This window comes from Mucilaginibacter sp. (assembly GCF_965200995.1).
Classification (GTDB): Bacteria; Bacteroidota; Bacteroidia; order Sphingobacteriales; family Sphingobacteriaceae; genus Mucilaginibacter.
This window is the reverse complement of sequence record NZ_OZ241743.1, coordinates 453,419-477,485: the sequence shown is the minus strand read 5'-3', so window position 1 is coordinate 477,485 and position 24,067 is coordinate 453,419. Positions and strand designations below refer to the sequence as shown.

General features: G+C 43.8%; 18 protein-coding genes, 2 tRNA genes and 2 rRNA genes. 10 read left to right on the top strand and 12 right to left on the bottom strand.

Annotated elements, in window-relative coordinates; all coding sequences use genetic code 11:
• Position 1 precedes the first annotated feature (1 nt).
• On the top strand, positions 2-634 hold the full coding sequence (locus tag ACY652_RS02300) for a hypothetical protein (protein WP_462266320.1): 633 nt from the start codon (positions 2-4) through the stop codon (positions 632-634).
• Between the two features lie 78 nt (positions 635-712).
• Here ACY652_RS02300 and ACY652_RS02295 read toward each other — a convergent pair whose 3' ends face one another.
• The 3 genes from ACY652_RS02295 to ACY652_RS02285 form a co-directional block, all read right to left on the bottom strand.
• The gene (locus ACY652_RS02295; protein ID WP_462266319.1) at positions 713-1,306 is read right to left on the bottom strand and encodes a Uma2 family endonuclease; all 594 of its coding nucleotides are present in this window, start codon (positions 1,304-1,306) and stop codon (positions 713-715) included.
• A 101-nt stretch (positions 1,307-1,407) separates the two neighbouring features.
• Positions 1,408-2,481, bottom strand: a complete 1,074-nt coding sequence (locus ACY652_RS02290; protein ID WP_462266318.1) for a hypothetical protein — start codon at positions 2,479-2,481, stop codon at positions 1,408-1,410.
• Between the two features lie 165 nt (positions 2,482-2,646).
• Complete coding sequence (locus ACY652_RS02285) at positions 2,647-3,240, bottom strand: Uma2 family endonuclease (protein ID WP_462266317.1); 594 nt, start codon at positions 3,238-3,240, stop codon at positions 2,647-2,649.
• 105 nt (positions 3,241-3,345) lie between these two features.
• Here ACY652_RS02285 and ACY652_RS02280 point away from each other — a divergent pair, with 105 nt between their 5' ends.
• Positions 3,346-5,205: a DNA polymerase III subunit gamma/tau gene (locus ACY652_RS02280; RefSeq protein ID WP_462266316.1), complete on the top strand. Its 1,860-nt coding sequence runs from the start codon at positions 3,346-3,348 to the stop codon at positions 5,203-5,205.
• A gap of 110 nt (positions 5,206-5,315) precedes the next feature.
• Here the strand turns inward: ACY652_RS02280 and ACY652_RS02275 are convergent, their stop codons facing one another.
• The 3 genes from ACY652_RS02275 to ACY652_RS02265 form a co-directional block, all read right to left on the bottom strand.
• The gene (locus ACY652_RS02275; protein WP_462266315.1) at positions 5,316-5,771 is read right to left on the bottom strand and encodes a hypothetical protein; all 456 of its coding nucleotides are present in this window, start codon (positions 5,769-5,771) and stop codon (positions 5,316-5,318) included.
• 87 nt (positions 5,772-5,858) lie between these two features.
• Complete coding sequence (locus ACY652_RS02270) at positions 5,859-6,554, bottom strand: hypothetical protein (RefSeq protein WP_462266314.1); 696 nt, start codon at positions 6,552-6,554, stop codon at positions 5,859-5,861.
• A gap of 7 nt (positions 6,555-6,561) precedes the next feature.
• Positions 6,562-7,023, bottom strand: a complete 462-nt coding sequence (locus ACY652_RS02265) for a hypothetical protein (RefSeq protein ID WP_462266313.1) — start codon at positions 7,021-7,023, stop codon at positions 6,562-6,564.
• Between the two features lie 154 nt (positions 7,024-7,177).
• On the opposite strand from ACY652_RS02265, the gene ACY652_RS02260 reads away from it, so the two are divergent.
• Positions 7,178-8,407: an NADP-dependent isocitrate dehydrogenase gene (locus tag ACY652_RS02260; protein ID WP_462266312.1), complete on the top strand. Its 1,230-nt coding sequence runs from the start codon at positions 7,178-7,180 to the stop codon at positions 8,405-8,407.
• Between the two features lie 240 nt (positions 8,408-8,647).
• Here ACY652_RS02260 and ACY652_RS02255 read toward each other — a convergent pair whose 3' ends face one another.
• Positions 8,648-9,376 carry a hypothetical protein gene (locus tag ACY652_RS02255; RefSeq protein ID WP_462266311.1) on the bottom strand — a complete coding sequence of 243 codons (729 nt, stop codon included), beginning with the start codon at positions 9,374-9,376 and terminating at the stop codon, positions 8,648-8,650.
• Positions 9,377-9,560: 184 nt separating this feature from the next.
• Here ACY652_RS02255 and ACY652_RS02250 point away from each other — a divergent pair, with 184 nt between their 5' ends.
• A complete protein-coding gene (locus ACY652_RS02250; protein ID WP_462266310.1) occupies positions 9,561-10,547 on the top strand; it encodes a type I phosphomannose isomerase catalytic subunit in 987 nt (328 codons plus the stop codon).
• A 146-nt stretch (positions 10,548-10,693) separates the two neighbouring features.
• Here ACY652_RS02250 and ACY652_RS02245 read toward each other — a convergent pair whose 3' ends face one another.
• From ACY652_RS02245 to ACY652_RS02235, 3 genes are all read right to left on the bottom strand, one after another.
• On the bottom strand, positions 10,694-11,107 hold the full coding sequence (locus ACY652_RS02245) for a response regulator (protein ID WP_462266309.1): 414 nt from the start codon (positions 11,105-11,107) through the stop codon (positions 10,694-10,696).
• 18 nt (positions 11,108-11,125) lie between these two features.
• Positions 11,126-12,634 carry a PAS domain-containing sensor histidine kinase gene (locus tag ACY652_RS02240; RefSeq protein ID WP_462266307.1) on the bottom strand — a complete coding sequence of 503 codons (1,509 nt, stop codon included), beginning with the start codon at positions 12,632-12,634 and terminating at the stop codon, positions 11,126-11,128.
• Positions 12,635-12,835: 201 nt separating this feature from the next.
• Positions 12,836-13,333 carry an ABC transporter ATPase gene (locus tag ACY652_RS02235; protein WP_462266305.1) on the bottom strand — a complete coding sequence of 166 codons (498 nt, stop codon included), beginning with the start codon at positions 13,331-13,333 and terminating at the stop codon, positions 12,836-12,838.
• A gap of 75 nt (positions 13,334-13,408) precedes the next feature.
• Here ACY652_RS02235 and ACY652_RS02230 point away from each other — a divergent pair, with 75 nt between their 5' ends.
• Positions 13,409-13,858, top strand: a complete 450-nt coding sequence (locus ACY652_RS02230; protein WP_462266304.1) for a hypothetical protein — start codon at positions 13,409-13,411, stop codon at positions 13,856-13,858.
• 11 nt (positions 13,859-13,869) lie between these two features.
• Here ACY652_RS02230 and ACY652_RS02225 read toward each other — a convergent pair whose 3' ends face one another.
• Both ACY652_RS02225 and ACY652_RS02220 read right to left on the bottom strand, forming a co-directional pair.
• Positions 13,870-14,706, bottom strand: a complete 837-nt coding sequence (locus tag ACY652_RS02225) for a (Fe-S)-binding protein (RefSeq protein WP_462266303.1) — start codon at positions 14,704-14,706, stop codon at positions 13,870-13,872.
• A gap of 85 nt (positions 14,707-14,791) precedes the next feature.
• Positions 14,792-16,090 carry a 4Fe-4S dicluster domain-containing protein gene (locus ACY652_RS02220; RefSeq protein WP_462266302.1) on the bottom strand — a complete coding sequence of 433 codons (1,299 nt, stop codon included), beginning with the start codon at positions 16,088-16,090 and terminating at the stop codon, positions 14,792-14,794.
• A gap of 208 nt (positions 16,091-16,298) precedes the next feature.
• On the opposite strand from ACY652_RS02220, the gene ACY652_RS02215 reads away from it, so the two are divergent.
• From ACY652_RS02215 to ACY652_RS02195, 5 genes are all read left to right on the top strand, one after another.
• The gene (locus tag ACY652_RS02215; protein ID WP_462266301.1) at positions 16,299-18,050 is read left to right on the top strand and encodes a cellulase family glycosylhydrolase; all 1,752 of its coding nucleotides are present in this window, start codon (positions 16,299-16,301) and stop codon (positions 18,048-18,050) included.
• 728 nt (positions 18,051-18,778) lie between these two features.
• Positions 18,779-20,300, top strand: a 16S ribosomal RNA gene (locus ACY652_RS02210).
• Positions 20,301-20,551: 251 nt separating this feature from the next.
• A tRNA-Ile gene (locus tag ACY652_RS02205) sits at positions 20,552-20,626 on the top strand.
• Between the two features lie 33 nt (positions 20,627-20,659).
• Positions 20,660-20,733, top strand: a tRNA-Ala gene (locus ACY652_RS02200).
• A gap of 307 nt (positions 20,734-21,040) precedes the next feature.
• Positions 21,041-23,932, top strand: a 23S ribosomal RNA gene (locus tag ACY652_RS02195).
• The 16S and 23S rRNA genes sit together here with 2 tRNA genes alongside, the layout of an rRNA operon.
• Positions 23,933-24,067 lie beyond the last annotated feature (135 nt).

Sequence of the window (24,067 nt, the reverse complement as noted above, 5' to 3'; positions counted from 1 at the left end):
CATGAAAACAACCTTATTATTTATTGCAGGGGTATTGATGTGCGGAATTGTTAAAGCACAGGTAGCAGAAAAGTCTAAAATTATGCTCAGTGCCAAGGAGAAGGAGATGAATGACTCCCTCTGTAACTGTATAAGTAAAATTGATTTATCTACCATTAAATCTTCAAAAGAGGCCGAAACGGCGCTTACTAATTGTATGATGTCCAGGCTCAACCTGATGATGGAGTTGGCTGAAGAGAAAAATATAGACATTCAGGACAACGAAGCTACACACAAATTAGGGGTTGAAATTGGAAAAAACCTTTTCAAGCAAAACTGTGCGTCATTTTCTAAATTAGCATTATTAATGGCCGAGGAGAAGATTGATAATGCAAAGGAGAAGGGTACAGTATCAACAGGCACATTTAAGCGTATAGACACCAAAGGCTTTAATTATGTAATTATTTCAGCAGGCGAAAGTGAAAAATCATTCTTATGGTTAAGGCAGTTTCCAAACTCTGAACGTTTAGCTAACCCTGCCTCACTTGTTGGTAAGAAGGTAAAACTTACTTACCAGGAGTACGAAGCTTACCTGCCTCAAGCTAAAGGGTATTATAATGTAAAAGAAATAACAGGTGTTGAATTGATGAAATAATTTTCCTGCCGGCGGCATTAAGTAGTATCTTAAACAAGGAAAGCCTTTATTTAAGATACTACTGCTTGTTATCAATAATTAATACTTATCTAATATATTATCTTCAAATACCTCACTGAGGTTGAGCGCAAAGCCAGGTAATACATTTGTAGTGATTTCATCTCCGACAGTCAGGGGCCTGAGTGCTTGAAACTGGCCGGCTTTTAAAACATATTTACTAAGCGTTTTTTCTGCAGGATAAATAAGCCAGTATTCTAATATGCCGGCTTCCTCATATACCTCGTATTTATTTTGCAATTCTTTTTTATTATTACCCGGCGAAAGTATTTCTACTACAATATCAGGTGCACCCAAACAACCCCGTTCGTCAATTTTTTTCGGATTGCATATTACACATATATCAGGCTGCACTACTGTAATTACCTGTTTATCATTTATTGTGCGTGATAATCTTACATCAAACGGAGCCGAATATACATGGCAGCTTTTTCCTTTTAAATAAAAATAAAGCTCGCTGGATAGTATAGTGGATATACGCTGGTGCATTTCGCCTGGCGGAGGGCTCATTTTAGAAATCTTACCCTTTATCAGTTCCAGGCGCTCATCAAACTGCCATTTCAAATAGTCAGCGTAAGTATAGCTTTTAGATAAATCGAGGTCTGTAAATTTCATAAGTGTGGTGTAGGTCTACTATCTAAAATAGACAAAATTATTGTATCCTGCTTTCAAACTTCCAATTATTCCTCGTTCACCAGCCTGATTCAAACCCGTATTTAAAAATTCATACGGTTAAACATATCATTATATAGGTTTTCTACCATGCTTCGCTGTACACAGTCCTTAATCGACTTCATTTGCTCCTTAAACCAGGTTTTGGGCCGGCTTTCAGCATTCAACAGATCGTTCCTGAACTCATCACTTTCCTTTTTATAAAACCGGATTTTTGCTGCAAATTTCTGCGGACTAAATTTGCCGTTCTTATCAATAAAATCCTCTACAATACCACCGCTGGTATAGCTGATTTGTTTGATGTGCTGTTGTTGTTCTTTTAGTTGTTTGGTCAGCAGCGTATTGTAGCGGCTTAGCATATCATCTGCAATTTTGGCTGCATCGCTTTCATTGTCATCTAAATGCGTAATCTGCAGCTTTAGCAATGTGAAAAAATCGTTCTCCTCATACGCTTTGGTAACCTGCTGTACAAGTGCGGTTTTCTGTGGTTTCAGGGCTTCATCTTGCTCAAGATCGGGGTGCAGTTTTTTAATTAAGCGCTTGTAAACGCTTTGCGCATCTTTTTCAAGTTGGCTGTTTTCAATTGCAGCTTTAGATTCGGCAGCCAGTTGCTTTGCAGTTTTGGCGCGCAGGCGTTTTTTTAAGGGCGGGTCTTCGCCGTTTGAGGTATCATTTTTAGTGCCAAAAAATTCATCGCTATGCTCTTCAAAATAAGTTTGATGCCCCTTTCTCAAAAACTCCTTTACATCAATGCTTATACCAAAAAGCAGGTTAAGTGATTCGGCCATGGCTGTATGTTCTTCATCGCCCGCTATATCATCCAAAGTGATACCGGCATAGGTATGGTACAGGTTTGCCATTACCTCATCCTGATAGCCAAAGATGTTTAACAAATTTTCCAGCTCTGCAGCCATATAAGTGTCAAACCACTCACGGTTGTATTTACCCAAACCGATACGGTTGGCCAGCTCATCCAGTTTAATTGTAATGCTGCGCAGCAGTTGCTCATTCTCGCGGATAATAGGTTTAAGTTCGGCCTCAATCTTTGCGCTGGTTTTGGGCAGGTTATCCTGCAAGTTTCTTATGTAGGTTTGTTGCTGTTCAATAGCAAGCAGCAAGTTTTCGTATTTCAGTTGGGCTTTCGATTTTTTTTGCTGCTGTCCAGATGATTTTATATGAACCGGCTTTATAGATAATAATTTGGCGTTTGTAAATAATATATAGAATTTGTTTAATGCTTTTGCAATAACCGATTACAAAATTTCAAAACCTTTACTGAGATTTTAATCTTCGTTAAAAATCTCATTTTCAAATACTTCAGTTAAGTTTAGTGTAAAACCGGGCAACAGAGGTGTTGTAACTTCATCTCCGGCAGTTAATAACCTTGATGCCTGAAACTGGCCATCTGTTAAAATATAACTGAGAAAGGTTTTCTCCGAAGGATGAATAATCCAATACTCTGATACACCTGCCTCTTCATAAGCTTCATACTTGTTTTGCAATTCCGTCTTATTGTTCCCCGGCGATAAAATCTCAACTACAATATCAGGTGCACCCAGGCAGCCACGTTTGTCAATCTTTGCAGGAGCACAAATTACACAGATATCAGGCTGTACAACAGTGCTAACCTGCTTGTCATTTATCAAACGCGATAACCTTACATCAAAGGGCGCCGAAAATACTTTACAGGGTTTGCCTTTAAGGTAATTAAATAAATTATTGAAAATAACTCCAGAAACCCACTGATGTATTGCGCTCGGTGCGGGGCTCATCTTGAATATCTTCCCCTTTATCAGTTCCAGGCGTTCATTAAACTGCCATTTCAGGTAGTCGGCGTAAGTGTAATCTTTTGATAAGTCTAAATCTGCAAATTCCATAGGCATGCCCTGTTACTTCAAAGATACAAATATTGTAAGTAAGCCGTTTGCAAGTTTGCCAAATCGTGCTTTACCCTTCCCTCAATAATCTGTATCTTAGTGCCTGTGGATAATTTTATAGTTTCGGCACGCAAGTACCGCCCGGCTACTTATGAAAGCGTTGTAGGTCAGCAACATGTAACCAACACGCTTAAGAATGCCATTAAAAGCAATCAGCTGGCGCAGGCATTTTTATTCTGCGGGCCACGCGGGGTGGGCAAAACAACGTGTGCACGTATACTGGCTAAAACCATTAACTGTACCAATTTGCAGCCCGATGGTGAGGCGTGTGGTGTATGCCCTTCATGCACTGCATTTCAAAATGGTAATTCATTTAATGTACATGAGTTGGACGCAGCTTCCAACAACTCCGTAGATGACATTCGCAGCCTGATTGAACAGGTGCGCATACCGCCGCAGGGCAGCCGTTATAAGGTGTATGTGATTGATGAGGTGCACATGCTATCGCAGGCGGCATTTAACGCCTTTTTGAAAACGCTGGAAGAGCCGCCTAACTATGCCATTTTTATTCTGGCTACTACCGAGAAGCATAAGATACTGCCTACTATTCTGTCGCGCTGCCAGATATTCGATTTTAACCGTATCAAGGTAGACGATATGGCGGCGCATCTGGCTTCTATTGCCGGTAAGGAAAACATTAGCTACGAGCCGGACGGCTTGCACATAATTGCCCAAAAGGCCGATGGCGGCTTGCGAGATGCATTGTCAATGTTCGACCAGATTGTTAGTTTCTCGGGAGGGCATGTTACCTATAATGCGGTAATTGATAATCTGAACATTCTGGATTACGACTACTATTTTAAGGTTACCGATAGTCTGCTGCGCGAGGATACTTCTAAAACGCTGCTGCTGTTTAATGAAATATTGAGTAAGGGCTTTGATGGTAATCATTTCATCACCGGGCTTACCGGGCACCTGCGTAACTTGTTGGTAGTAAAGGATGCGGCTACCATCAAACTACTGGAGGTAAGCGAAAATATAAAGAACCGCTATGTGCAGCAGGCACAGCATTCTACCGTTTCGTTCCTGCTTTCGGCTATGAGCGTGGCTAACCAATGTGATCTTAATTACAGGCTGAGTAAAAATCAGCGATTACAGGTGGAACTGGCCTTGTTGAAGATATGCCATCTGCCATCCATATTTAATGCGGCGTTAACGCCGGTTACAGTAGTAGGGGCGGAGGTGCCTGCTGCAAAAAAGCCTGATGTGCCGCCGGTCATTATCCCGGCTCAAACTGCGGCTAAACCGCAACAGGCCGCACCCGTTGTTGCACTTACCGAACCGGAAGTTACCTATCAGCCACAGCAGCCTGCGGCTGTGGCACCCACCATAGCTGTACCTGAACCTGTTCAACACCCGGAACCTTTGAAAGTGCCCGAACCGGCTAAAGCGGCTGTAGCAGATAAGCCGAAGGTAGTTATGCCTAAGCCAACGCTGGGCGGGGCATCGGTTAAAATTCCGTCATTAAAGGATATCGGTAAGTTTGATTCCACTGCGCAGGCTGATGAGGATGACCCTTATATAAAGGGAACAGATGCACAGGCATTTACATTTGAGCGCTTTATGCAGTTGTGGAATGAATATGCCAGCCAAGCCAAGGCCGATGGCAAGGCTACTATTCATTCCATATTAACTACGCATGAGCCCAAGCAGATAAAGCCTTATGAATTTGAGGTAACACTACACAACAAATCACAAGAGTTATCATTGCGGGATGAAAAGCCTGACCTGCTGAATTTTTTGCGAGTGCAGCTAAAGAATTTTGATCTGAACATTCATCCTGTTATTAATGAACAGGCGGTAGCCAAAAGGCCATATACATCAATTGAACGGTTTCAGTACCTGGCGGCAAAAAACCCCGAACTGGCAGAATTAAAAAAGAAGTTTAACCTAGAATTTGATTAAACGGTAGTTGAGTTATGTGCAAGCCGGTTTAAGTTTTCTCCGGCATTTTATCAAAATAAAAGCCTTTCAACTCCATTGAAAGGCTTTTATTTTGATAAAATTTTTACCGGTTATTTTAATATTTCATCATCACCAGTGTTCAGATCACGGTCGTTTTTAGGGTAACCTTCTTCGTCCAGATCATCCCGGTCATCCTCTGGCGTATGCGACAGGATACGATCCACCGGATCAACTTCGGTAATCTTTGTATCTTCAATATGCATTCCTAAATTACCGGCATCTGTTTCAATGGAGCGGTTCTTATCATACTCGCCTTTTACATCGTAAGGGTTGGCTTCATCATAGCTCGAATCAAAGTCGCTGCCGTTAGGCGCTGAAGAATCAAATAATGCCGGCGGATCATAATCAGGATCATCGCTGGCAATATCTATTTCATAGCTGTCTTCTTCGGGATTATATTTTAAATCGTGGGCTTCGCTTTCTTCGCCCAAATCGTCTTTCATTTTTTTATCACGGTCTAAGTTCTCATCATTAAAGCCGGGATAAAATTTATCGTCGTTTTTCATGGTTTGTGGTTTTCTATATTGAGTAGAGAAAACCTTGCCAAACCGTGTATTGTTTGAGCTGTTGGTGAGATAATGAAAAGAGTACCTTTAGTAATTAATCTGTTTTCGGTAAGAAGTAACGCCGCCCACAGAGAATTTTAAACCGATAAAGAACTGACCGAAACTATCGTTATACATACCTGCTTTAATTCCGTCCAGCTGATCACCCAATATAAAGTTATGCTGATAGCCGATATCGACTTTAAAAGTAGGTTCATTATAGCTGTTAAAAACCTTTAATTCGTACCCTATGCGAACTGGTATATAAATTTCCTGGCTGTCATTTAAACCTGTGGAGGTAAAATCAGGAACGTATAAAGAGTTGCGGTTAATGTAAGCCATGTGGTTGGCATTAAGGCCTACGCCGCTGCCTACATACAGGTTTTTGAACGCATTGCCGAACATACTGTTCGAATAATCATAAAACTCGCCAGCCTGTAACTGTCCCCTGAAAGCAAGCGAAGTATAGTTGTTCTGAAACTGGCGGCCGGATAATGTATTGATCGCATCTCCGCCGGAAAGGCGCCCAACTTGAAATTCGGCTACAAAGTTGATAAAGGGCGTTTGATTGTAAGTAAAATTCAGGCCGAGTGCGCCGGTATGCTTCTGTATTTCGGCATCTGTATAAGCGGTATTTGAAAATCCGCTGATGCCAAAATCATATTGTGCATAGTTATAGCCCAGTTGTGCATGAGCCAGCAGGGCAAATGTGCCTGCAATAAGGGTAAGTAATGCTTTTTTCAAAATAAATTTACTTCTTGCTGTAAGTGTAAGTATCAGTAACCGTAGTAGTAACGGTTCCGGTTTTGGTAGCAGCAGTTTGATAAATAGTTAGTTTATCTGTGCTGGCCTCAGTAACAATATATTTGTTCACAAAATTGCCGCTTTTAAAAGTAAGTGTTTGGGGTATAGCTGCAGCTGTTGCCGAATAATAGCCGTTGTATATTTTACCAATAATAGAAGAAGAATAAGTAGCAGCATTGTTTGCTTTAAACTCAAAATAATCATTTGCCGAAAACGAGGTGTAGGTAACTGCTGTAACATCGAGGTTTGCATCTGTAGAAGTTTTGGTAATTAGCGATTTCAAGTACCATTTGCCACTGATAGCCGGCAACTGTAAATCGGCCGGAAAGGTGTAATTTTCTTTCCGGCAACTGCTTAAACCCGAACACAAAAATATCAACAGCAAAATAAAGGAGTGAAATTTGATCATTGAGGTGTAGATTACAGCCTTAAAGATAATATAATGGCATCAGCTATACAATAATGAGCGATAATTTAACAAGTGATGCCTAATAAATTAAATTCCTGTTCGGCCAAATTTATATATTTGGCATTTGTATAAAATACCTAAAAAACGGTTTAACATGTCAAAAATTAAAGTAGCAAATCCGGTAGTGGAACTGGATGGGGATGAAATGACCCGCATTATCTGGAAATTTATTAAAGATAAACTGATTACACCTTACCTTGACATGGATATTAAATATTATGATTTGGGTATTGAGTACCGCGACGAAACAAATGATCAGGTAACTATAGATTCTGCAAATGCAATTAAAGAATACGGCGTAGGTATTAAATGCGCTACCATTACACCCGACGAGGCCCGCGTTAAAGAATTTGGCTTAAAGCAAATGTGGAAATCGCCGAACGGTACCATCCGTAACATTTTGGACGGAACCGTGTTCCGGGAGCCGATTGTAATGAGCAATGTACCCCGCCTGGTACCCAACTGGACAGCTCCCATCTGCATTGGCCGCCATGCCTTTGGCGACCAGTACCGTGCCACTGATTTTTTGACCAAAGGTAAAGGAAAACTTACGGTAACCTTTACCCCCGAGGATGGCGGCGAAGAGCAATCATTCGAGGTGTATAACTTTAAAGGGGATGGTGTAGCCCTTACTATGTATAATACAGATGAATCTATTATTGGCTTTGCCCATGCCTGCTTTAACCAAGCGCTGATGAAAGGCTGGCCATTGTATTTGTCTACCAAAAATACCATCCTGAAAAAATATGACGGCCGGTTCAAGGATATTTTTGAAGAAATTTATCAGAACGATTACAAAGCCAAGTTTGACGAGGCCGGTATTACTTACGAGCACCGTTTAATTGACGATATGGTAGCCAGCGCCCTGAAATGGAATGGCAACTTTGTGTGGGCTTGTAAAAATTATGATGGTGACGTACAGAGCGACACTGTAGCCCAAGGCTTTGGTTCATTAGGTTTGATGACCTCTACCCTGGTTACGCCTGATGGTACGGTAATGGAAGCCGAGGCTGCACACGGTACCGTTACCCGCCACTACCGCGAGCACCAGGCCGGCCGCCCCACTTCAACTAACCCTATTGCTTCCATCTTCGCCTGGACCCGCGGTTTAGAGTTTCGCGGCAAACTGGATAACAACCAGGAGCTTATTGACTTTTGCCACGCTTTAGAGCAGGTTTGTATCGAAACCGTAGAAAGCGGCAAAATGACTAAGGATCTGGCGATCACCATTAAACCCAAAGTAGAACATGGTACTGATTACTTGTATACCGAGGAGTTTTTAGATGCCATTGACCAGAATTTGAAAGCAAAGCTAGGTAAGTAGAATAAAGTCGTTTTTGATATAAGCCCTGCTTAAATAATTAAGCAGGGCTTTTTGCTTTAATTACAGTTTACAATCTGGTTAAAGTATATTATATACAAGCAGTATGTAGCGTGATTGTAATGAATGTTACATCTTGCACTAATAAATTAGCTATCAAATTATTCAGGTGTTTCAGTGCTTTTTAATTTATTGTTATGGTTTGCCTGTATATATCGGCGCAGGGCATAGTATATAAAATGTTTATTTAAGGCGTTTGCCTTTTGTTTTGGCTGTTTCTACCGCTCGCTCATACTCATCTAAACTTTTATCCAGGTCTTGGCCTGTGTTATGTATGCTTTCGCAAAATATCTTGCAGGCATCGGGGTTCTCAATATTGTTACACTGTGTTTCGCAATCAGTTAGGGTATTGCGGGGCATTAAATGGTATATATGGGTAATTGTGAAGACAAAAGTTGCTAAGCCAATTAGCACGCCTGTAAAAAACCATTTAGGGAACTTGTTATCTGGCATTAATGACGCTTCCGATAGGTTATTAAAGGGAAGTATGTATTTGAGTCTGTTATAATGCCAGCATAATAAGTAGATGCAGGCAACTACCATTAATGGAGCTGTAAGTAATGAGCCTTCAAATCTTACGGCGAGCGATAAAATGCAAATGTTTAATATGATAGGCAGATATAGCAAAGTCCCTAACACTACGGTGCGGGGTATAAGCAGCAACAGCGCTGCAAGGATTTGAGCATAGCCAATAAATGTATAATAATAACCGGTGTGATGCAACGCTTCCAGGTAATGCCCCATGGGTTGATTATTATGCAGATCAGTAAAGCGTTCACCAATAATCTTTACATATCCGGCGGGTAAAAAACCTGCTATAAGCGCAAAGCGTGTAAAGGTTGTAAAATAACGCATCCATTTATTACGTGTTGCTTTAGTATGCAAATCATCTAACTTATTTGAGGCATTCATTAAAAAAGTACTTTGTCATGCAAAGTTAAACAATGTTATGTGATATGCAAGTTATTCGCAAACTTCTGATTGTGTGTATGTATTGATGAGCGATTGAAGTATAGATGTTGTTTAACATGCAGGTTTATGAAACAATTCAAACCAGTTTATATTACTATCGTTATTTTAGCAAAAAACGAAAGCCATGTCAACACTCTATCCTTTGAAATTCAAAACCATATATAAAGACAAAATATGGGGCGGGCAAAAAATAAAAACCTACCTGAATAAAGATTTCGGCAACCTGCCTAATTGCGGGGAAACCTGGGAAATATCAGGTGTAAAGTCTGATGTATCGGTTGTAGCCGATGGGCCACTGGCCGGTGAGAGTCTGGCCGGCCTGCTGGAAAAATATACCGACGCCCTGGTAGGCAAGCACGTGTATGAGCGTTTTGGCAATACCTTCCCATTACTGGTTAAATTTATTGATGCTGCCGAAGACCTATCAATACAGGTACACCCTAATGATACACTGGCCAGAGAGCGCCATAACTCCTTTGGTAAAACTGAAATGTGGTATGTAATAGAAGCCGACCCCGGCTCCACGTTAATAGCCGGTTTTAACAAAGAGCTTAGCCAGCAGGAGTATTTAGATCAGCTGAACAGCGGCCATTTAACCGATATTTTAAACCGCGAAGATGTTAAAGCCGGTGATGTTTTCTTTTTACCTGCCGGCCGTGTGCATACCATAGGCAAGGGATTGCTGATTGCCGAGATACAGCAAACCTCTGATATTACTTACCGGATTTATGATTTCGACCGGGTAGATGATAAGGGGCAAAAACGCGAACTGCATACCGAGGAAGCTTTAGCTGCTATTGATTATAAACACTACCCTGAGTACAGAACCCGCTATCAGCCACAGCAAAACGAAGTGGTAGAACTGGTAAGCTGCCCTTACTTTACCACCAGTGTGCTTGATTATACAGAAAGCGTGAATCGTGATTACAGCCAGCTGGATTCATTCATAATTCAGCTATGCCTGGCCGGTGCTTACACGCTGGAACACGAAGGCCGGTTATACGAAGTGAAAATGGGGGATAGCTTTCTGCTGCCGGCCACGGTTAAGCAGGCAAGGCTGCATACTACTTCCGGCTTTAAAATATTAGAAAGCTATATAGAAAAGAAGTAAGATGCTATCGGTCAAACTTATTCAACCAATACTTAGCTGAAGCTAAAAGTATTGCTGTGGCCCATAAATAAACCATTCATTATAAAAAATAACGCCCCGCGTGTTTTATGCGGGGCGTTATTTTTTATAATGAATGCAACAACAGGTCAGGCAGTGGCTCCGGTATGCAAGATATTTACCAATACGTCTTCATCAATCGGCTTGATCATGTAATCTGTAATAAAAGGAATGTTTTTTGCCCGCATGATATCATTGGGGTTGATGGATGAGCTAACCATGTAGATTGCAATACTTTTTTCTAAGTTGGGTTCAATCTGTGCAAATGCCTCTGCAAAATCCCAGCCATCCATTACCGGCATATTAATATCCAAAAAGATAACATCTGGCAAGTGAGCTGCATTGGCAGGGTCGCTTAAAAACTCTATAGCATCCAAACCGTTTTGAAAATCAATAAGTTGCGGATGAATGTGCTTTTTGGTCAGTACTTTCTTAAAACCAAACACATAAATCTCGTCATCATCAATAATACAGGCAGTCAGCAATTTACGGTCGGGAGGCATAAGGCTTAGGACTACGTTTTAAGTTAATTTAATTATAAACTTCGTACCAATGCCGGGTTCACTTTCTACATTAATAGTACCGCCCAGCGTTTCTATCTGATTACGGGTCATGAACAAGCCTAGCCCTCTTGAATCCGGGTGCTGATGAAACGTTTTGTACATGCCGAACAGGCTGTCTTTGTGCTTATTTAAATCAATACCTAAACCGTTATCTTCAATAGTTAAATATACATGCCCTTCTTGTTCATAAGAAGAGCAACGGATAATCAGATTACGGTCTGGGTGATGATATTTAATGGCATTGGTAATCATGTTCAGCACAATGCTGTCCAGATATGCAGAAAGGTAATGAACTTCAGGTACCTTAAAATCAGCATACACTTTTCCGTTTATTGTATCTAAATCGCTTTGTAATGCCTGAGTGATGCTGCTCAGGGTATCAGCAAAAGATAGCTTGCTTTTTTTGCGGTTGGCATCGTCCTGCTGTTTTACAATTTCGGTAAGATGGTTTACCGCATTGGTAAGGCCGGCACTAATGGCTTTAATATAATTAATACAGTCCTGACGGTCATCCTCAGAATTGTCCGGGTGAGAGAAAAGCTGCGTCATTGATTGCAGGTTATTACTGTAGGAGCGCAGGTTATGGGAAACAATATGTGCAAAATTTTGCAGCCGCTTGTTTTGTTCCGTCAGCTTCTTGTTGGTTAACAGTAAATCCGCATCAGCATCATTGCCTATTTTCTGTATACTGCCCCGCATTAAAAGGCATTTGCCATACTTATCGCAAATTGGGTCGCCTTTCAGGCGGGCATTTATCAGGTTACCTTTGGCGGTAACAAGTTTCACATCTATCGAAAATGAAGTATGCTCCTTAAGCGCCTGAGTAAATGCTTCCTGCACACTAAGTACAGATTCAGGGTGGTAGAACTCTTTGGTATTATCAATAGAGGGTCTGAATGTGGGTAAAGTTTCCAGCAATTGGTGAATGCCGCTGGTCCAGCTTACTTGTCCCGTTGTAAAATCGGTTTCCCAGCCACCGGCTTCCAGTAATTCTGCCGAAGCGTGCAGCAAATCTTCTTGTTGCGCTATAGCCAGTTGATTGCGTTTGCGTGAGTCTATACCTGATATAATACCTATTAACTGCAGCAACTGTCCCTGTTCGTTCCACCACGCCCGGCCGCAAACACTAAACCAGCGGTAACCCGAGGACTTGGTTAAAATTTGTATTTCAATAGAAGGCTCGGCCGTATGCTGCAGTTCATTTTCAAAAAAATGAAATAATGAAGCCTGATCATTAGGATGTACCAAGCGGGATAAAAAGTATTCAAAAGTGTAGAAGGGTTGTAGTGAGGTAAAACCAAGCAGTTGAAATACATTTACGGCCTTCCATTCGGTAAGCCCGGGACTTTTAGTGAGGTCAAACTCCCAAATGCCAATGTTGGCACTTTGAGAAAGCTTATCGATGTAAGATTTTAAGGTGTAAAATTCTTCCGGTTCGAGTAAGCTATCCTGCTGTTGAAAATTCATTCCTATACCACTACGTTACAATCGTAAATCTCTTCCTTTAATAAGCGGAGGTAAAAATATTAAATTAAAGAATATTATATCTATAAATAGTTAAATAGCCCCGATTTGTTACAGTAAATCAAGTTTATTTATAAATAAATTAAATATCAGCATTCGATTATTTAAAAATTACAAGTAAATCTGCTTAAAATTGCAGGCAGGCTATCTTAATATTGAAGTGCTTATTAAGCTTCCAAAAACCTGTTTATGCCAGCTCTGTTTAAATGGCACTTCCCACCTGGTATCGAGTTCGTGCAAGGTTTGAACCAAGTTATTAAATACAATGGTATCAGAGGTAATGCCGCCCTGCTGTATCATCGCCTCAAATTCCTCGCGGTTAGCACTTTTAATCTCTACGCCATCACGGTAGGCTAAATTAAACCGGTCAAATAAATTAATATTAAAGTGCTGTTCAATTTCCTGCATTAACCGTACCGATTTATCAATAGAACAGCCGCTTGCCCCGGCCTGCACTTCATCTACCATTAAAATAATAAAGCGCTGATAGCGTATTTCGGCCGCAGCCTTCAGTTCGTGGTTGTGGGCGGTCCAGGTGCGGGTAAAGTGTTCCAGTATCAGGGCTAACTGCTGTACCTCATCATTAGTAAAAGCCCGGTTGGCCTGATAAACCCATACTCTCGAATTTTCGGAAAACTGCATGTGCAAAAATAGGATTTTAGTATCTTCGGTTTTAGTAAGGATGTCATGAAAAAATCAGGTTTGTTAACAAAGATAATGGCAGCAGGGGTAATGTTCGCCTTTTGTGCCATACTTTGCAGTTTTCATACAGATAGTACCAATGAACAATTAATTATCTGGAGCAATAAATGCCTGCTGCACTGGTTTAACCCTGAACCTGAGCCACAGTTGAAAAAGTGGGAACTGAATGTAACCGGCAATTACTTTCTGCGGTTTAGAAGATATTACAAAGCAGGCAGGCAAGAATATTATTCCTTTAACCTGCGCAAATTTAAAGAGCTGGATTATTTAGGTAACGCGGCTAACGGCGTTTTATGCCTTAGTACTATTGCTGATGATGTTATTGTACAAACTTATAATGACCCAAAGGGTAATGTTGATTCTATGTCTACCTCCGTACGCATCCCGGTGCATGAGGTAGAGCCTGCCCAGTTGGACAGTATGCGTATAATGCTGCTGCTATTAAAAAATAAAGCAGCCCGGTAACAGCAAATAAATTACAAGCCGTTAACCCGTGCTGTAATTTCGGCAATATCCAGCACTTCAATGTTTTGTTCCTGTTCGCGGTGCTTTATGCCGTCGCGCAGCATACTCATGCAAAAGGGGCAGGCGGCAGCTACTACCTGCGCTTTGCTGGCTATCACATCTTCCATGCGTTCTACATTTACATCTTTGGTGCCAGGTTCAGGCTCTTTGAAATACTGCGCTCCGCCGGCGCCACAACACAGGCCGTTGCTGCGGCAGCGTTTCATCTCTACCAGATCGGCATCCAGTATTTCCAACGCTTTACGGGGAGCCTCATAAACACTGTTGCCACGGCCCAGGTAACAAGGGTCATGAAAGGTGATGCGCTTACCTTTAAAGCTTTCTCCGCCTTCGGCTTTCAATTTACCTTCATCAATCAACTGCTGTATGAGTTGGGTGTGGTGTATTACCTCATAGTTGCCTCCAAGCGCCGGATACTCATTTTTTAATGTATTGAAACAGTGAGGACAACCGGTAACAATCTTCCTGATCTCATAACCATCCAGCACCTGAATGTTCACCATGGCCTGCATCTGAAATAAAAACTCATTACCTGCACGTTTGGCCGGGTCGCCGGTACAGCTTTCTTCCGTTCCCAGTACCGCATAACTGATGCCTGCATGTTGCAAAATGCGGCATATGGCACGTGTAATGCGCTGTGTACGCTCATCAAAACTGCCCGCACAACCTACCCAAAACAGCAGGTCGGGCGTTTTACCCTCTGCTATCATTTCGGCCATAGTAGGTACGTGTAATAGCTCTGATTTCGGGTTTTCTATTTCGGATTGATTTGAGTTCAGTTCTTCCATTTCAGGTTTTTTCGTTCATGCAATTGAGGTCAGCGTTATACTGAATTTTATCATTTGCTTATTTGTACATCCTTATATCTGCACGTCATTCTTTCGCCCAGTTAAAACGATCAGCGTTGGAGTATTTCCAGGGGGCGCCATTATTTTCTGTATTGCTAAACATATTGTTCAGGCTGGCCGGAGCCTGCGATTCTTCCATCACAATGTAACGGCGCATTTCGGTAATAATCTCCAGCGGATTAATATTTACCGGGCAGGCTTCTACACAGGCGTTGCAGGTAGTACAGGCCCATAGTTCTTCGCGGGTAATATAATCATCCAGCAGCGCCTTGTTATCCTGATGATCTTTGCCATGCTGTTCGATGCCTTGCCCTATTTCTGTAATACGGTCGCGGGTATCCATCATTATTTTCCGTGGCGATAGCAGCTTGCCCGTTTGGTTAGCCGGACACACCGAGGTGCAGCGGCCGCACTCAGTGCAGGTATATGCCTCCATTAAATTTTTCCAGGTAAGGTCAGTAGCATCTTTCGCCCCAAACCGGTTGATCTCGGCAGGTGCTTCCGGTATAAAAGAAGGGTCAAGCATGGCCTTTACCTCGTTGGTAACCGAAACCATATTGGTGAACTGACCCTTAAGGTTCAAATTTGAATACCAGGTATTCGGGAAGGCCATTAAAATATGAAAGTGCTTGGAGTAGGGCAGGTAGTTTAAAAAAGCCAGTATACCTGCAATGTGGAACCACCAGCAATTCCGCTCAATCAGTGCAAGCACATGCCCACCCGATGGCAGCAAAGGGCTGAGCAGCGAACTTACCGGAAAATTGCCGGCCTGCACGTAATCTCCGTAATGCAATTGCTGCAACTTATAATCGGCCGCATTCATAGTTAAAAATGCGGTCATCAGTAAAATTTCAATAATCAGTATATAATTGGCATCAGAGCGGGGCCAGGCGGTTATTTCGCGGCCGGTAAGTCGTTTCAGGTGCAAAATATTACGGCGTGCCAGAAAAGTAATACAGGCTACCAGCACCAGCACGGCCAGTACTTCAAAGCCGCTGGTCAGTAATCCGTATAAACTGCCTAAACCCTTATGAAATACCCGGTGCGAACCAAACAAGCCATCTATCATAATTTCCAGCACTTCCAGATTTATAATGATGAAGCCCACATATATAAACAAGTGCATAACGGCTGCGAGAGGGCGCTTGCCCATCCTGCTCTGGCCTAAAGCCACTTTGGCCATTACCTTCCACCGCCGGGCAGGCTGGTCGCTGCGGTTAACTTCTTTACCCAGCAGGATATTGCGCCGGATCTTGATCAGGTTTCTGGTAAACAGCCAGCTTGCTGCCGCAAGGATTAATAAAAATATGATTTGACCAATCATTATGCTTGCATAGTAATTTTAACTAAGGTAAACAAATGTTAACAAATCACAAAGGTATGTTACCAGGCATTCAACCTTGTAATACCTTTCTGCTGTATCAAAAACTTTATGCTGTATTTATATATATGGTATTGCTTACATAATTTATCTTTGTTAGCCATGCTGTTTGCATAGCCAGTACAAGTTATTGTTTAAAAAATAAAAATGTATGTACAAAAACGTCTTTTATAAACTCACGCTTGCCATATTTCTGGTATTGAATGTAAACGTAATATTGGCACAAGGCTATTTAAAGGCAAGCGGCCGTATCATTACCAATGAAAAGGGCAACAAGGTAATTTTGCGGGGCATGGGTTTGGGCGGCTGGATGCTGCAGGAAGGTTACATGTTTAAAGTAAGCAACCTGGGGCAGCAATACAAAATACGCGAAGCTATTGCCGGTGTGGCCGGGCCGACCTATGCTGCTCAATTTTACAATCAGTGGCTGGCGTTGCATACCCGTAAAGTTGATATCGACTCTATGGCTGCCTGGGGATTTAATTCTATTCGCCTGCCTATGCATTATAACCTGTATACCTTGCCTGTTGATGAAGAACCGGTAGCCGGTAAAAATACATGGCTTGAAAAAGGGTTTGCATTAACTGATAGCCTGTTGAAATGGTGCAAGGCCAACCACCTGTACCTGATACTGGATTTGCATGCCGCTCCCGGCGGACAGGGTAATGATCTGGCTATTTCAGACCGCTACCCGGATAAGCCCTCTTTATGGGAGAGTAAGGACAATCAGGATAAAATGGTAGCCCTGTGGCGCAAACTGGCCGATCGGTATAAAGATGAGCCATACATTGGCGGCTATGATATTATCAACGAACCTAACTGGGGCTTCGAAAACCTGAAGGATGACCCGCGCGGAATTAACGAAACCAAAAATGAGCCATTAAGAAAATTGATGATCGACATCACCAAAACTATCCGCGAAGTAGATAAAAAGCACATGATCATTATTGAAGGTAATGGCTTTGGCAATAACTACCGGGGCATATTCCCCTTATGGGATAATAACATGGTGGTTAGTTTTCATAAGTACGGAAATTTTAATAATGAAGGTTCCATACAAAGCTTTCTTAATATCAGTAAAGAAAATAATGTGCCGTTATGGATGGGAGAATCCGGTGAAAATTCAAATACCTGGTTTACGGAGGCCATAGGCTTGGTGGAAAATCACAATATCGGTTGGTCGTGGTGGCAGGAGAAAAAGATGGGCATCAACAATCCATTGGAAATCAAAGTGCCGCCCAGCTATCAAAAATTGTTAGATTACTGGTCTGGTAAAGGTGAGAAACCTACATCTGCTGAAGCTATAATTGTATTAAACGAGATGCTTAATGATATCAAATTAGAAAATGCTTTATATCATAAAGATGTAATTGATGCCATGTTCAGGCAGGTACAAACTACCACGACCAAGCCTTTCAAAAAAAACATTATTGGAAGCAATACAACAATAAATGCAGCAGATTACGATTTAGGAAGGCAGCGCTATGCTTATTATGATAAGGATACGGCCAGCTATCATTATACGCCTGGCGTAAATACCATTGGCAATAAGGGCCACGCTTACCGTAATGATGGGATAGATATTGAAAGTGATGAGAGCGGCTACCACATTTATGGTATTGAGGATGACGAATGGCTGCAATACACGGTAAACATAAAGGTAGCTGGTAAGTACAATGTTGCATTTAAAGTAAAACCTGAAGAAAATAAAGGCAGGTTGAGTTTGGTGATAACAGGCATAGCTTCAAAACCGGCAGTTGTTGAAATAGCCAATGGCGGAAACACGTCTTGGAAAACTGTTGAATTAAAAAATATCAAATTGAGTAAAGGAGAAAATAAGTTGCGAGTGATATTTGAAAAAGGCGGGTTTGATTTTAAATCAATTCAGTTAACCAAACAATAAACTTCCGCATCAACGCAAATAATAAGTTGAATTTTTTGGCTTGACAGACAGGGATTTAACAATGTAATTCACTAAAATCAAGCTAAATGTTTGCCTGATAGCAATTAGTCTGTTAATTTTGCATCCCGCTTTTAAAGAGAAAGGCGTTTGTACATTGAAGCAGGTAAGTCATAAATAAACATTTACTAAATTTTATTTGTAATAATTTTGGTAAATGCAGAAACAATGTGCAACTTTGCACTCCCGAAACGGCGGGGCGCTGTACGTTGAGAGTTGGAAAGAAAAAAGAAAAAAGTTTTTGAGATTTCAGTTTTCTTTCTACCTTTGCAGCCCCAACCAAGGGAAACAAAAACATTAGAACCTTCAGCAATTGAGGGGGAAACTAAAAACGATCGGTCACGCAAAGTGGAAGGTATATAGGAGCTGAACCGTGAGGGGGAGGCGAGGAAGTTCTTTTAAAGGAAGAGAAGATCATGCGAAGGAAGGCGAGGGCCGGAATGCGGGGTGGGCAACCATCTGCAGGAAGGCTGGAGCTGAGAGTAGCATAGAAGACAAGCAAGCAAGGCAAGCATCCCAGTAGAGAGAAGGAAGAAAGATAAGAGAGTCAATTCCGGAGGGGTAGGATTGGAGAGGGCTGAGGCAATAAAAGCGATAGTTATTTATTGATTAGTTTAAAGATTCTATTTTGAGTAATAGGGTCAGAGCAATCAGACAAACCAAGTAATTTTACAATGGAGAGTTTGATCCTGGCTCAGGATGAACGCTAGCGGCAGGCCTAATACATGCAAGTCGGACGGGATTGGGACTTCGGTTCCATGAGAGTGGCGCACGGGTGCGTAACACGTATGTAACCTACCTTCATCAGGGGGATAGCCTCTCGAAAGAGAGATTAACACCGCATAACATCATGGAATAGCATTATTTTATGATCAAATATTTATAGGATGAAGATGGGCATGCGGGACATTAGCTAGTTGGCGGGGTAACGGCCCACCAAGGCGACGATGTCTAGGGGATCTGAGAGGATGGCCCCCCACACTGGTACTGAGACACGGACCAGACTCCTACGGGAGGCAGCAGTAAGGAATATTGGTCAATGGGCGCAAGCCTGAACCAGCCATGCCGCGTGCAGGAAGACGGCCCTACGGGTTGTAAACTGCTTTTGCGCCGGAATAAACCCCTTTACGAGTAGAGGGCTGAATGTACGGCGAGAATAAGGATCGGCTAACTCCGTGCCAGCAGCCGCGGTAATACGGAGGATCCAAGCGTTATCCGGATTTATTGGGTTTAAAGGGTGCGTAGGCGGCCTGTTAAGTCAGGGGTGAAAGCCGGCAGCTCAACTGCCGAAGTGCCTTTGATACTGACGGGCTTGAATGCAGCTGAAGTGGGCGGAATGTGACAAGTAGCGGTGAAATGCATAGAGATGTCACAGAACACCGATTGCGAAGGCAGCTCACTAAAGTGCGATTGACGCTGAGGCACGAAAGCGTGGGGATCAAACAGGATTAGATACCCTGGTAGTCCACGCCCTAAACGATGAACACTCGATGTTGGCGATATACGGTCAGCGTCTAAGCGAAAGCGTTAAGTGTTCCACCTGGGGAGTACGCCCGCAAGGGTGAAACTCAAAGGAATTGACGGGGGCCCGCACAAGCGGAGGAGCATGTGGTTTAATTCGATGATACGCGAGGAACCTTACCCGGGCTTGAAAGTTAGCGAATGGGGCAGAGACGTCCCAGTCCCTTCGGGGACGCGAAACTAGGTGCTGCATGGCTGTCGTCAGCTCGTGCCGTGAGGTGTTGGGTTAAGTCCCGCAACGAGCGCAACCCCTGTGAATAGTTGCCAGCACGTAAAGGTGGGGACTCTATTCAGACTGCCTGTGCAAACAGAGAGGAAGGAGGGGACGACGTCAAGTCATCATGGCCCTTACGTCCGGGGCTACACACGTGCTACAATGGAGGGTACAGCGGGCAGCTACCTGGCAACAGGATGCCAATCTCGTAAAGCCCTTCACAGTTCGGATCGGGGTCTGCAACTCGACCCCGTGAAGTTGGATTCGCTAGTAATCGCGTATCAGCAATGACGCGGTGAATACGTTCCCGGGCCTTGTACACACCGCCCGTCAAGCCATGGAAGCTGGGGGTACCTGAAGTATGCAACCGCAAGGAGCGTCCTAGGGTAAAACCGGTAACTGGGGCTAAGTCGTAACAAGGTAGCCGTACCGGAAGGTGCGGCTGGAATACCTCCTTTCTAGAGCAAGCCATCAGCCCAGTGCTGATCCTGCGCTCCGGAAGCATTGACTGTTAATGTCCAATCCATCTAAACTGGTGAGATGCGGGTTTTGCACCATTTGCCTGTTGAGCTATAACTGCCTGAGCTTAAGCTTACCGGCATGATCTTTTCCTTTCTTTATTATTACAGAACGAACGAAAAAAGTAAAGAGGAAACCCTAAGTAAAGCGGAAAGCTAGAGCAAGCAGGGTGCCTAATTCAAAACTATAGAGTCCCGTAGCTCAGTTTGGTTAGAGCACTACACTGATAATGTAGGGGTCAGCAGTTCAAATCTGCTCGGGACTACTACTGAAGGCTAACAAGCAGCACTTTACGAGAGGGGAATTAGCTCAGCTGGCTAGAGCACCTGCCTTGCACGCAGGGGGTCAACGGTTCGAATCCGTTATTCTCCACGCTGCGAAGCGTTCATTAGTAACAAGTGTTCATTTGTTCATTGGGATAAGACCAATAAACAAATAAACTACTGCACCAGTGAACCATCGCAAAACGTTCTTTGACATCATGGAAAGAAGTAATTGAAGACAAACTGAGTAAGACAACAGTGATAGGGACGGTTGGCTTAGGGAATAGTGAGTTGTGAATAGTGCGTAGTTGGCATCTGCAAGGATAATAACTGATGAACGAATGACCAATGAACGAACGAACTAAAGCGGCCTCCTGGATAAAAGCATACCCGCCGGAGCAAAAGCTGGCGGTGTAGAAGAAAGTAAGAAAGGGCACACGGAGGATGCCTTGGCTTCCAGAGGCGATGAAGGACGTGATAAGCTGCGATAAGCTGCGGGGATTTGCACATAAGAGTTGATCCGCAGATTTCCGAATGGGGAAACCTGATCTACTGAAGGTAGATCGCATGATAATGCGCAAACCCGCTGAACTGAAACATCTAAGTAGGCGGAGGAGAAGAAAACAACAGTGATTTCCTGAGTAGTGGCGAGCGAAAGGGAAACAGCCCAAACCGGCAGTGTTACGGCACTGCCGGGGTTATAGGACTACAATGTGGTATCATCTGAAGAACCGGAAGGGCATGGGAAGGCCCGCCATAGAGCATGAGAGCTGCGTACGGGTAATGAGAGATGGGCTTAGTAGTATCCTGAGTACCGCGAGGTCGGAGACGCCTTGTGGGAATTTGCCGGCACCATCCGGTAAGGCTAAATACTCCTGGAAGACCGATAGTGAACCAGTACCGTGAGGGAAAGGTGAAAAGAACCCCGAGCAGGGGAGTGAAATAGAACCTGAAACCGTGTGCTTACAAGCGGTCGGAGCGTACAAGTTGCGTGACGGCGTGCCTTTTGCATAATGAGCCTACGAGTTACTCTTCTCTGGCAAGGTTAAGGGGTTAAGCCCCGAAGCCGAAGCGAAAGCGAGTCTGAACAGGGCGTGCAGTCAGAGGAGGTAGACGCGAAACCTTGTGATCTACCCATGGTCAGGTTGAAGGTGCCGTAACAGGTACTGGAGGACCGAACCGATAAGCGTTGAAAAGCTTCCGGATGAATTGTGGGTAGGGGTGAAAGGCTAATCAAACTGGGAAATAGCTCGTACTCCCCGAAATGTTTTTAGGAACAGCGTGGCGCATAAAGTTACTTAGAGGTAGAGCTACCAATTGGGTGCGGGGGAGTCAAATCCTACCAAATCCAGATAAACTCCGAATGCTAAGTAATGTTTCGCTGCAGTGAGGCTCTGGGTGCTAAGGTCCAGGGCCGAGAGGGAAAGAACCCAGACCATCAGCTAAGGTCCCCAAATTACCATTAAGTTGAACTAACGAGGTCCGGCTGCACAGACAGCTAGGATGTTGGCTTGGAAGCAGCCATTCATTTAAAGAGTGCGTAACAGCTCACTAGTCGAGCGGCCGGGCATGGATAATAAACGGGCATTAAATGGTATACCGAAGCTATGGATTATAACCTTAGGGTTATACTGGTAGGGGAGCATTCTATCTGCGGAGAAGCCAGAGGCGGCAAGCCCTGGTGGAGGGGATAGAAAAGCAAATGTAGGCATAAGTAACGATAAGGCGGGAGAGAAACCCGCCCACCGAAAGACTAAGGTTTCCTGATCAACGCTAATCGGATCAGGGTTAGTCGGGGCCTAAGGATAAGCCGAAGGGCGATTCCGATGGACAGCAGGTTAATATTCCTGCACTTTTTTACGCTGCGATGCAGTGACGGAGTAGTGACACCTCTGCGAACTGACGGAATAGTTCGTTAAAGGCCGTAGGTATAGGGATGGGAGTTAAGTACCCCGTCTTTGCTGAAAGCTGATAGTACCGCAGACCTTCGGGCGAGTGGATAATGAGGGTAATCAGGCTTCCAAGAAAACCTGCTAAGCTTCAGGCGTAAAAAACCCGTACCGGAAACCGACACAGGTAGTCGAGGAGAGAATCCTAAGGTGCTCGAGTGATTCATGGCTAAGGAACTCGGCAAAATGGCCCTGTAACTTCGGGAGAAGGGGCGCTGGTAGCAATACCAGCCGCAGTGAAAAGGCCCAGGCGACTGTTTAACAAAAACACATGGCTTTGCAAAATCGAAAGATGAAGTATAAGGCCTGACACCTGCCCGGTGCTGGAAGGTTAAGAGGGGATGTTAGTCGCAAGGCGAAGCATTGAATCGAAGCCCCAGTAAACGGCGGCCGTAACTATAACGGTCCTAAGGTAGCGAAATTCCTTGTCGGGTAAGTTCCGACCTGCACGAATGGTGTAACGATCTGGGCGCTGTCTCAGCCATGAGCTCGGTGAAATTGTGGTATCGGTGAAGACGCCGGTTACCCGCAACGGGACGGAAAGACCCCATGCACCTTCACTATAGCTTAACATTGATGTCGGCTGCAGGATGTGTAGGATAGGCGGGAGTCAGTGAAGCGGGTTCGCCAGGACTCGTGGAGACAATCTTGAAATACCGCCCTTTCTGCAGTGGGTGTCTAACTCCGCATAGCGGAGAACATTGTTTGGCGGGTAGTTTGACTGGGGTGGTCGCCTCCAAAAAGGTAACGGAGGCTTTCAAAGGTAAGCTCAGTACGCTTGGTAACCGTACGGGGAGTGCAATAGCATAAGCTTGCTTGACAGTGAGGCAGACAAGCCGAGCTGGGTCGAAAGACGGATATAGTGATCCGGTGGTTCTGCATGGAAGGGCCATCGCTCAAAGGATAAAAGGTACGCTGGGGATAACAGGCTGATCTCCCCCAAGAGCTCATATCGACGGGGAGGTTTGGCACCTCGATGTCGGCTCGTCACATCCTGGGGCTGGAGAAGGTCCCAAGGGTTCGGCTGTTCGCCGATTAAAGTGGCACGCGAGCTGGGTTCAGAACGTCGCGAGACAGTTCGGTCCCTATCTGTTGTGGGCGCAGGAAGTTTGAGTGGGGCTGACCTTAGTACGAGAGGACCGGGTTGGACAAGCCGCTGGTGAACCTGTTATGCCGCCAGGTGTACGGCAGGGTAGCTACGCTTGGAATAGATAAGCGCTGAAAGCATCTAAGTGCGAAACTAGCCACAAGATGAGACTTCCATTGAGGGTCGTAGCAGACGACTACGTTGATAGGTGACAGGTGTAAAGCGGGTGACCGCATAGCCAAGTCATACTAATTGCCCGAAGCTTTCTTCGTAAAAGCGCAACAAGGGCAGGCCGTTAGCAGTAACGCCTGCCCCAAAGCACACAGCAGTATAGAAATATACAAGTATAGCAATATACAAAAGCAACAATAATCACTGCCGGTCTTGCCCGGTTGGTCCTTCAATCC

What these genes read in the sequence shown, in the direction of transcription:
- ACY652_RS02300 (WP_462266320.1), top strand. Translation starts at nt 2, where the DNA reads ATGAAAACAACCTTATTATTTATTGCAGGGGTATTGATGTGCGGAATT.
- ACY652_RS02295 (WP_462266319.1), bottom strand. Translation starts at nt 1,306, where the DNA reads ATGAAATTTACAGACCTCGATTTATCTAAAAGCTATACTTACGCTGAC.
- ACY652_RS02285 (WP_462266317.1), bottom strand. Translation starts at nt 3,240, where the DNA reads ATGGAATTTGCAGATTTAGACTTATCAAAAGATTACACTTACGCCGAC.
- ACY652_RS02275 (WP_462266315.1), bottom strand. Translation starts at nt 5,771, where the DNA reads ATGAAAAACGACGATAAATTTTATCCCGGCTTTAATGATGAGAACTTA.
- ACY652_RS02265 (WP_462266313.1), bottom strand. Translation starts at nt 7,023, where the DNA reads ATGATCAAATTTCACTCCTTTATTTTGCTGTTGATATTTTTGTGTTCG.
- ACY652_RS02260 (WP_462266312.1), top strand. Translation starts at nt 7,178, where the DNA reads ATGTCAAAAATTAAAGTAGCAAATCCGGTAGTGGAACTGGATGGGGAT.
- ACY652_RS02255 (WP_462266311.1), bottom strand. Translation starts at nt 9,376, where the DNA reads ATGAATGCCTCAAATAAGTTAGATGATTTGCATACTAAAGCAACACGT.
- ACY652_RS02250 (WP_462266310.1), top strand. Translation starts at nt 9,561, where the DNA reads ATGTCAACACTCTATCCTTTGAAATTCAAAACCATATATAAAGACAAA.
- ACY652_RS02245 (WP_462266309.1), bottom strand. Translation starts at nt 11,107, where the DNA reads ATGCCTCCCGACCGTAAATTGCTGACTGCCTGTATTATTGATGATGAC.
- ACY652_RS02240 (WP_462266307.1), bottom strand. Translation starts at nt 12,634, where the DNA reads ATGAATTTTCAACAGCAGGATAGCTTACTCGAACCGGAAGAATTTTAC.
- ACY652_RS02235 (WP_462266305.1), bottom strand. Translation starts at nt 13,333, where the DNA reads ATGCAGTTTTCCGAAAATTCGAGAGTATGGGTTTATCAGGCCAACCGG.
- ACY652_RS02230 (WP_462266304.1), top strand. Translation starts at nt 13,409, where the DNA reads ATGGCAGCAGGGGTAATGTTCGCCTTTTGTGCCATACTTTGCAGTTTT.
- ACY652_RS02225 (WP_462266303.1), bottom strand. Translation starts at nt 14,706, where the DNA reads ATGGAAGAACTGAACTCAAATCAATCCGAAATAGAAAACCCGAAATCA.
- ACY652_RS02220 (WP_462266302.1), bottom strand. Translation starts at nt 16,090, where the DNA reads ATGATTGGTCAAATCATATTTTTATTAATCCTTGCGGCAGCAAGCTGG.
- ACY652_RS02215 (WP_462266301.1), top strand. Translation starts at nt 16,299, where the DNA reads ATGTACAAAAACGTCTTTTATAAACTCACGCTTGCCATATTTCTGGTA.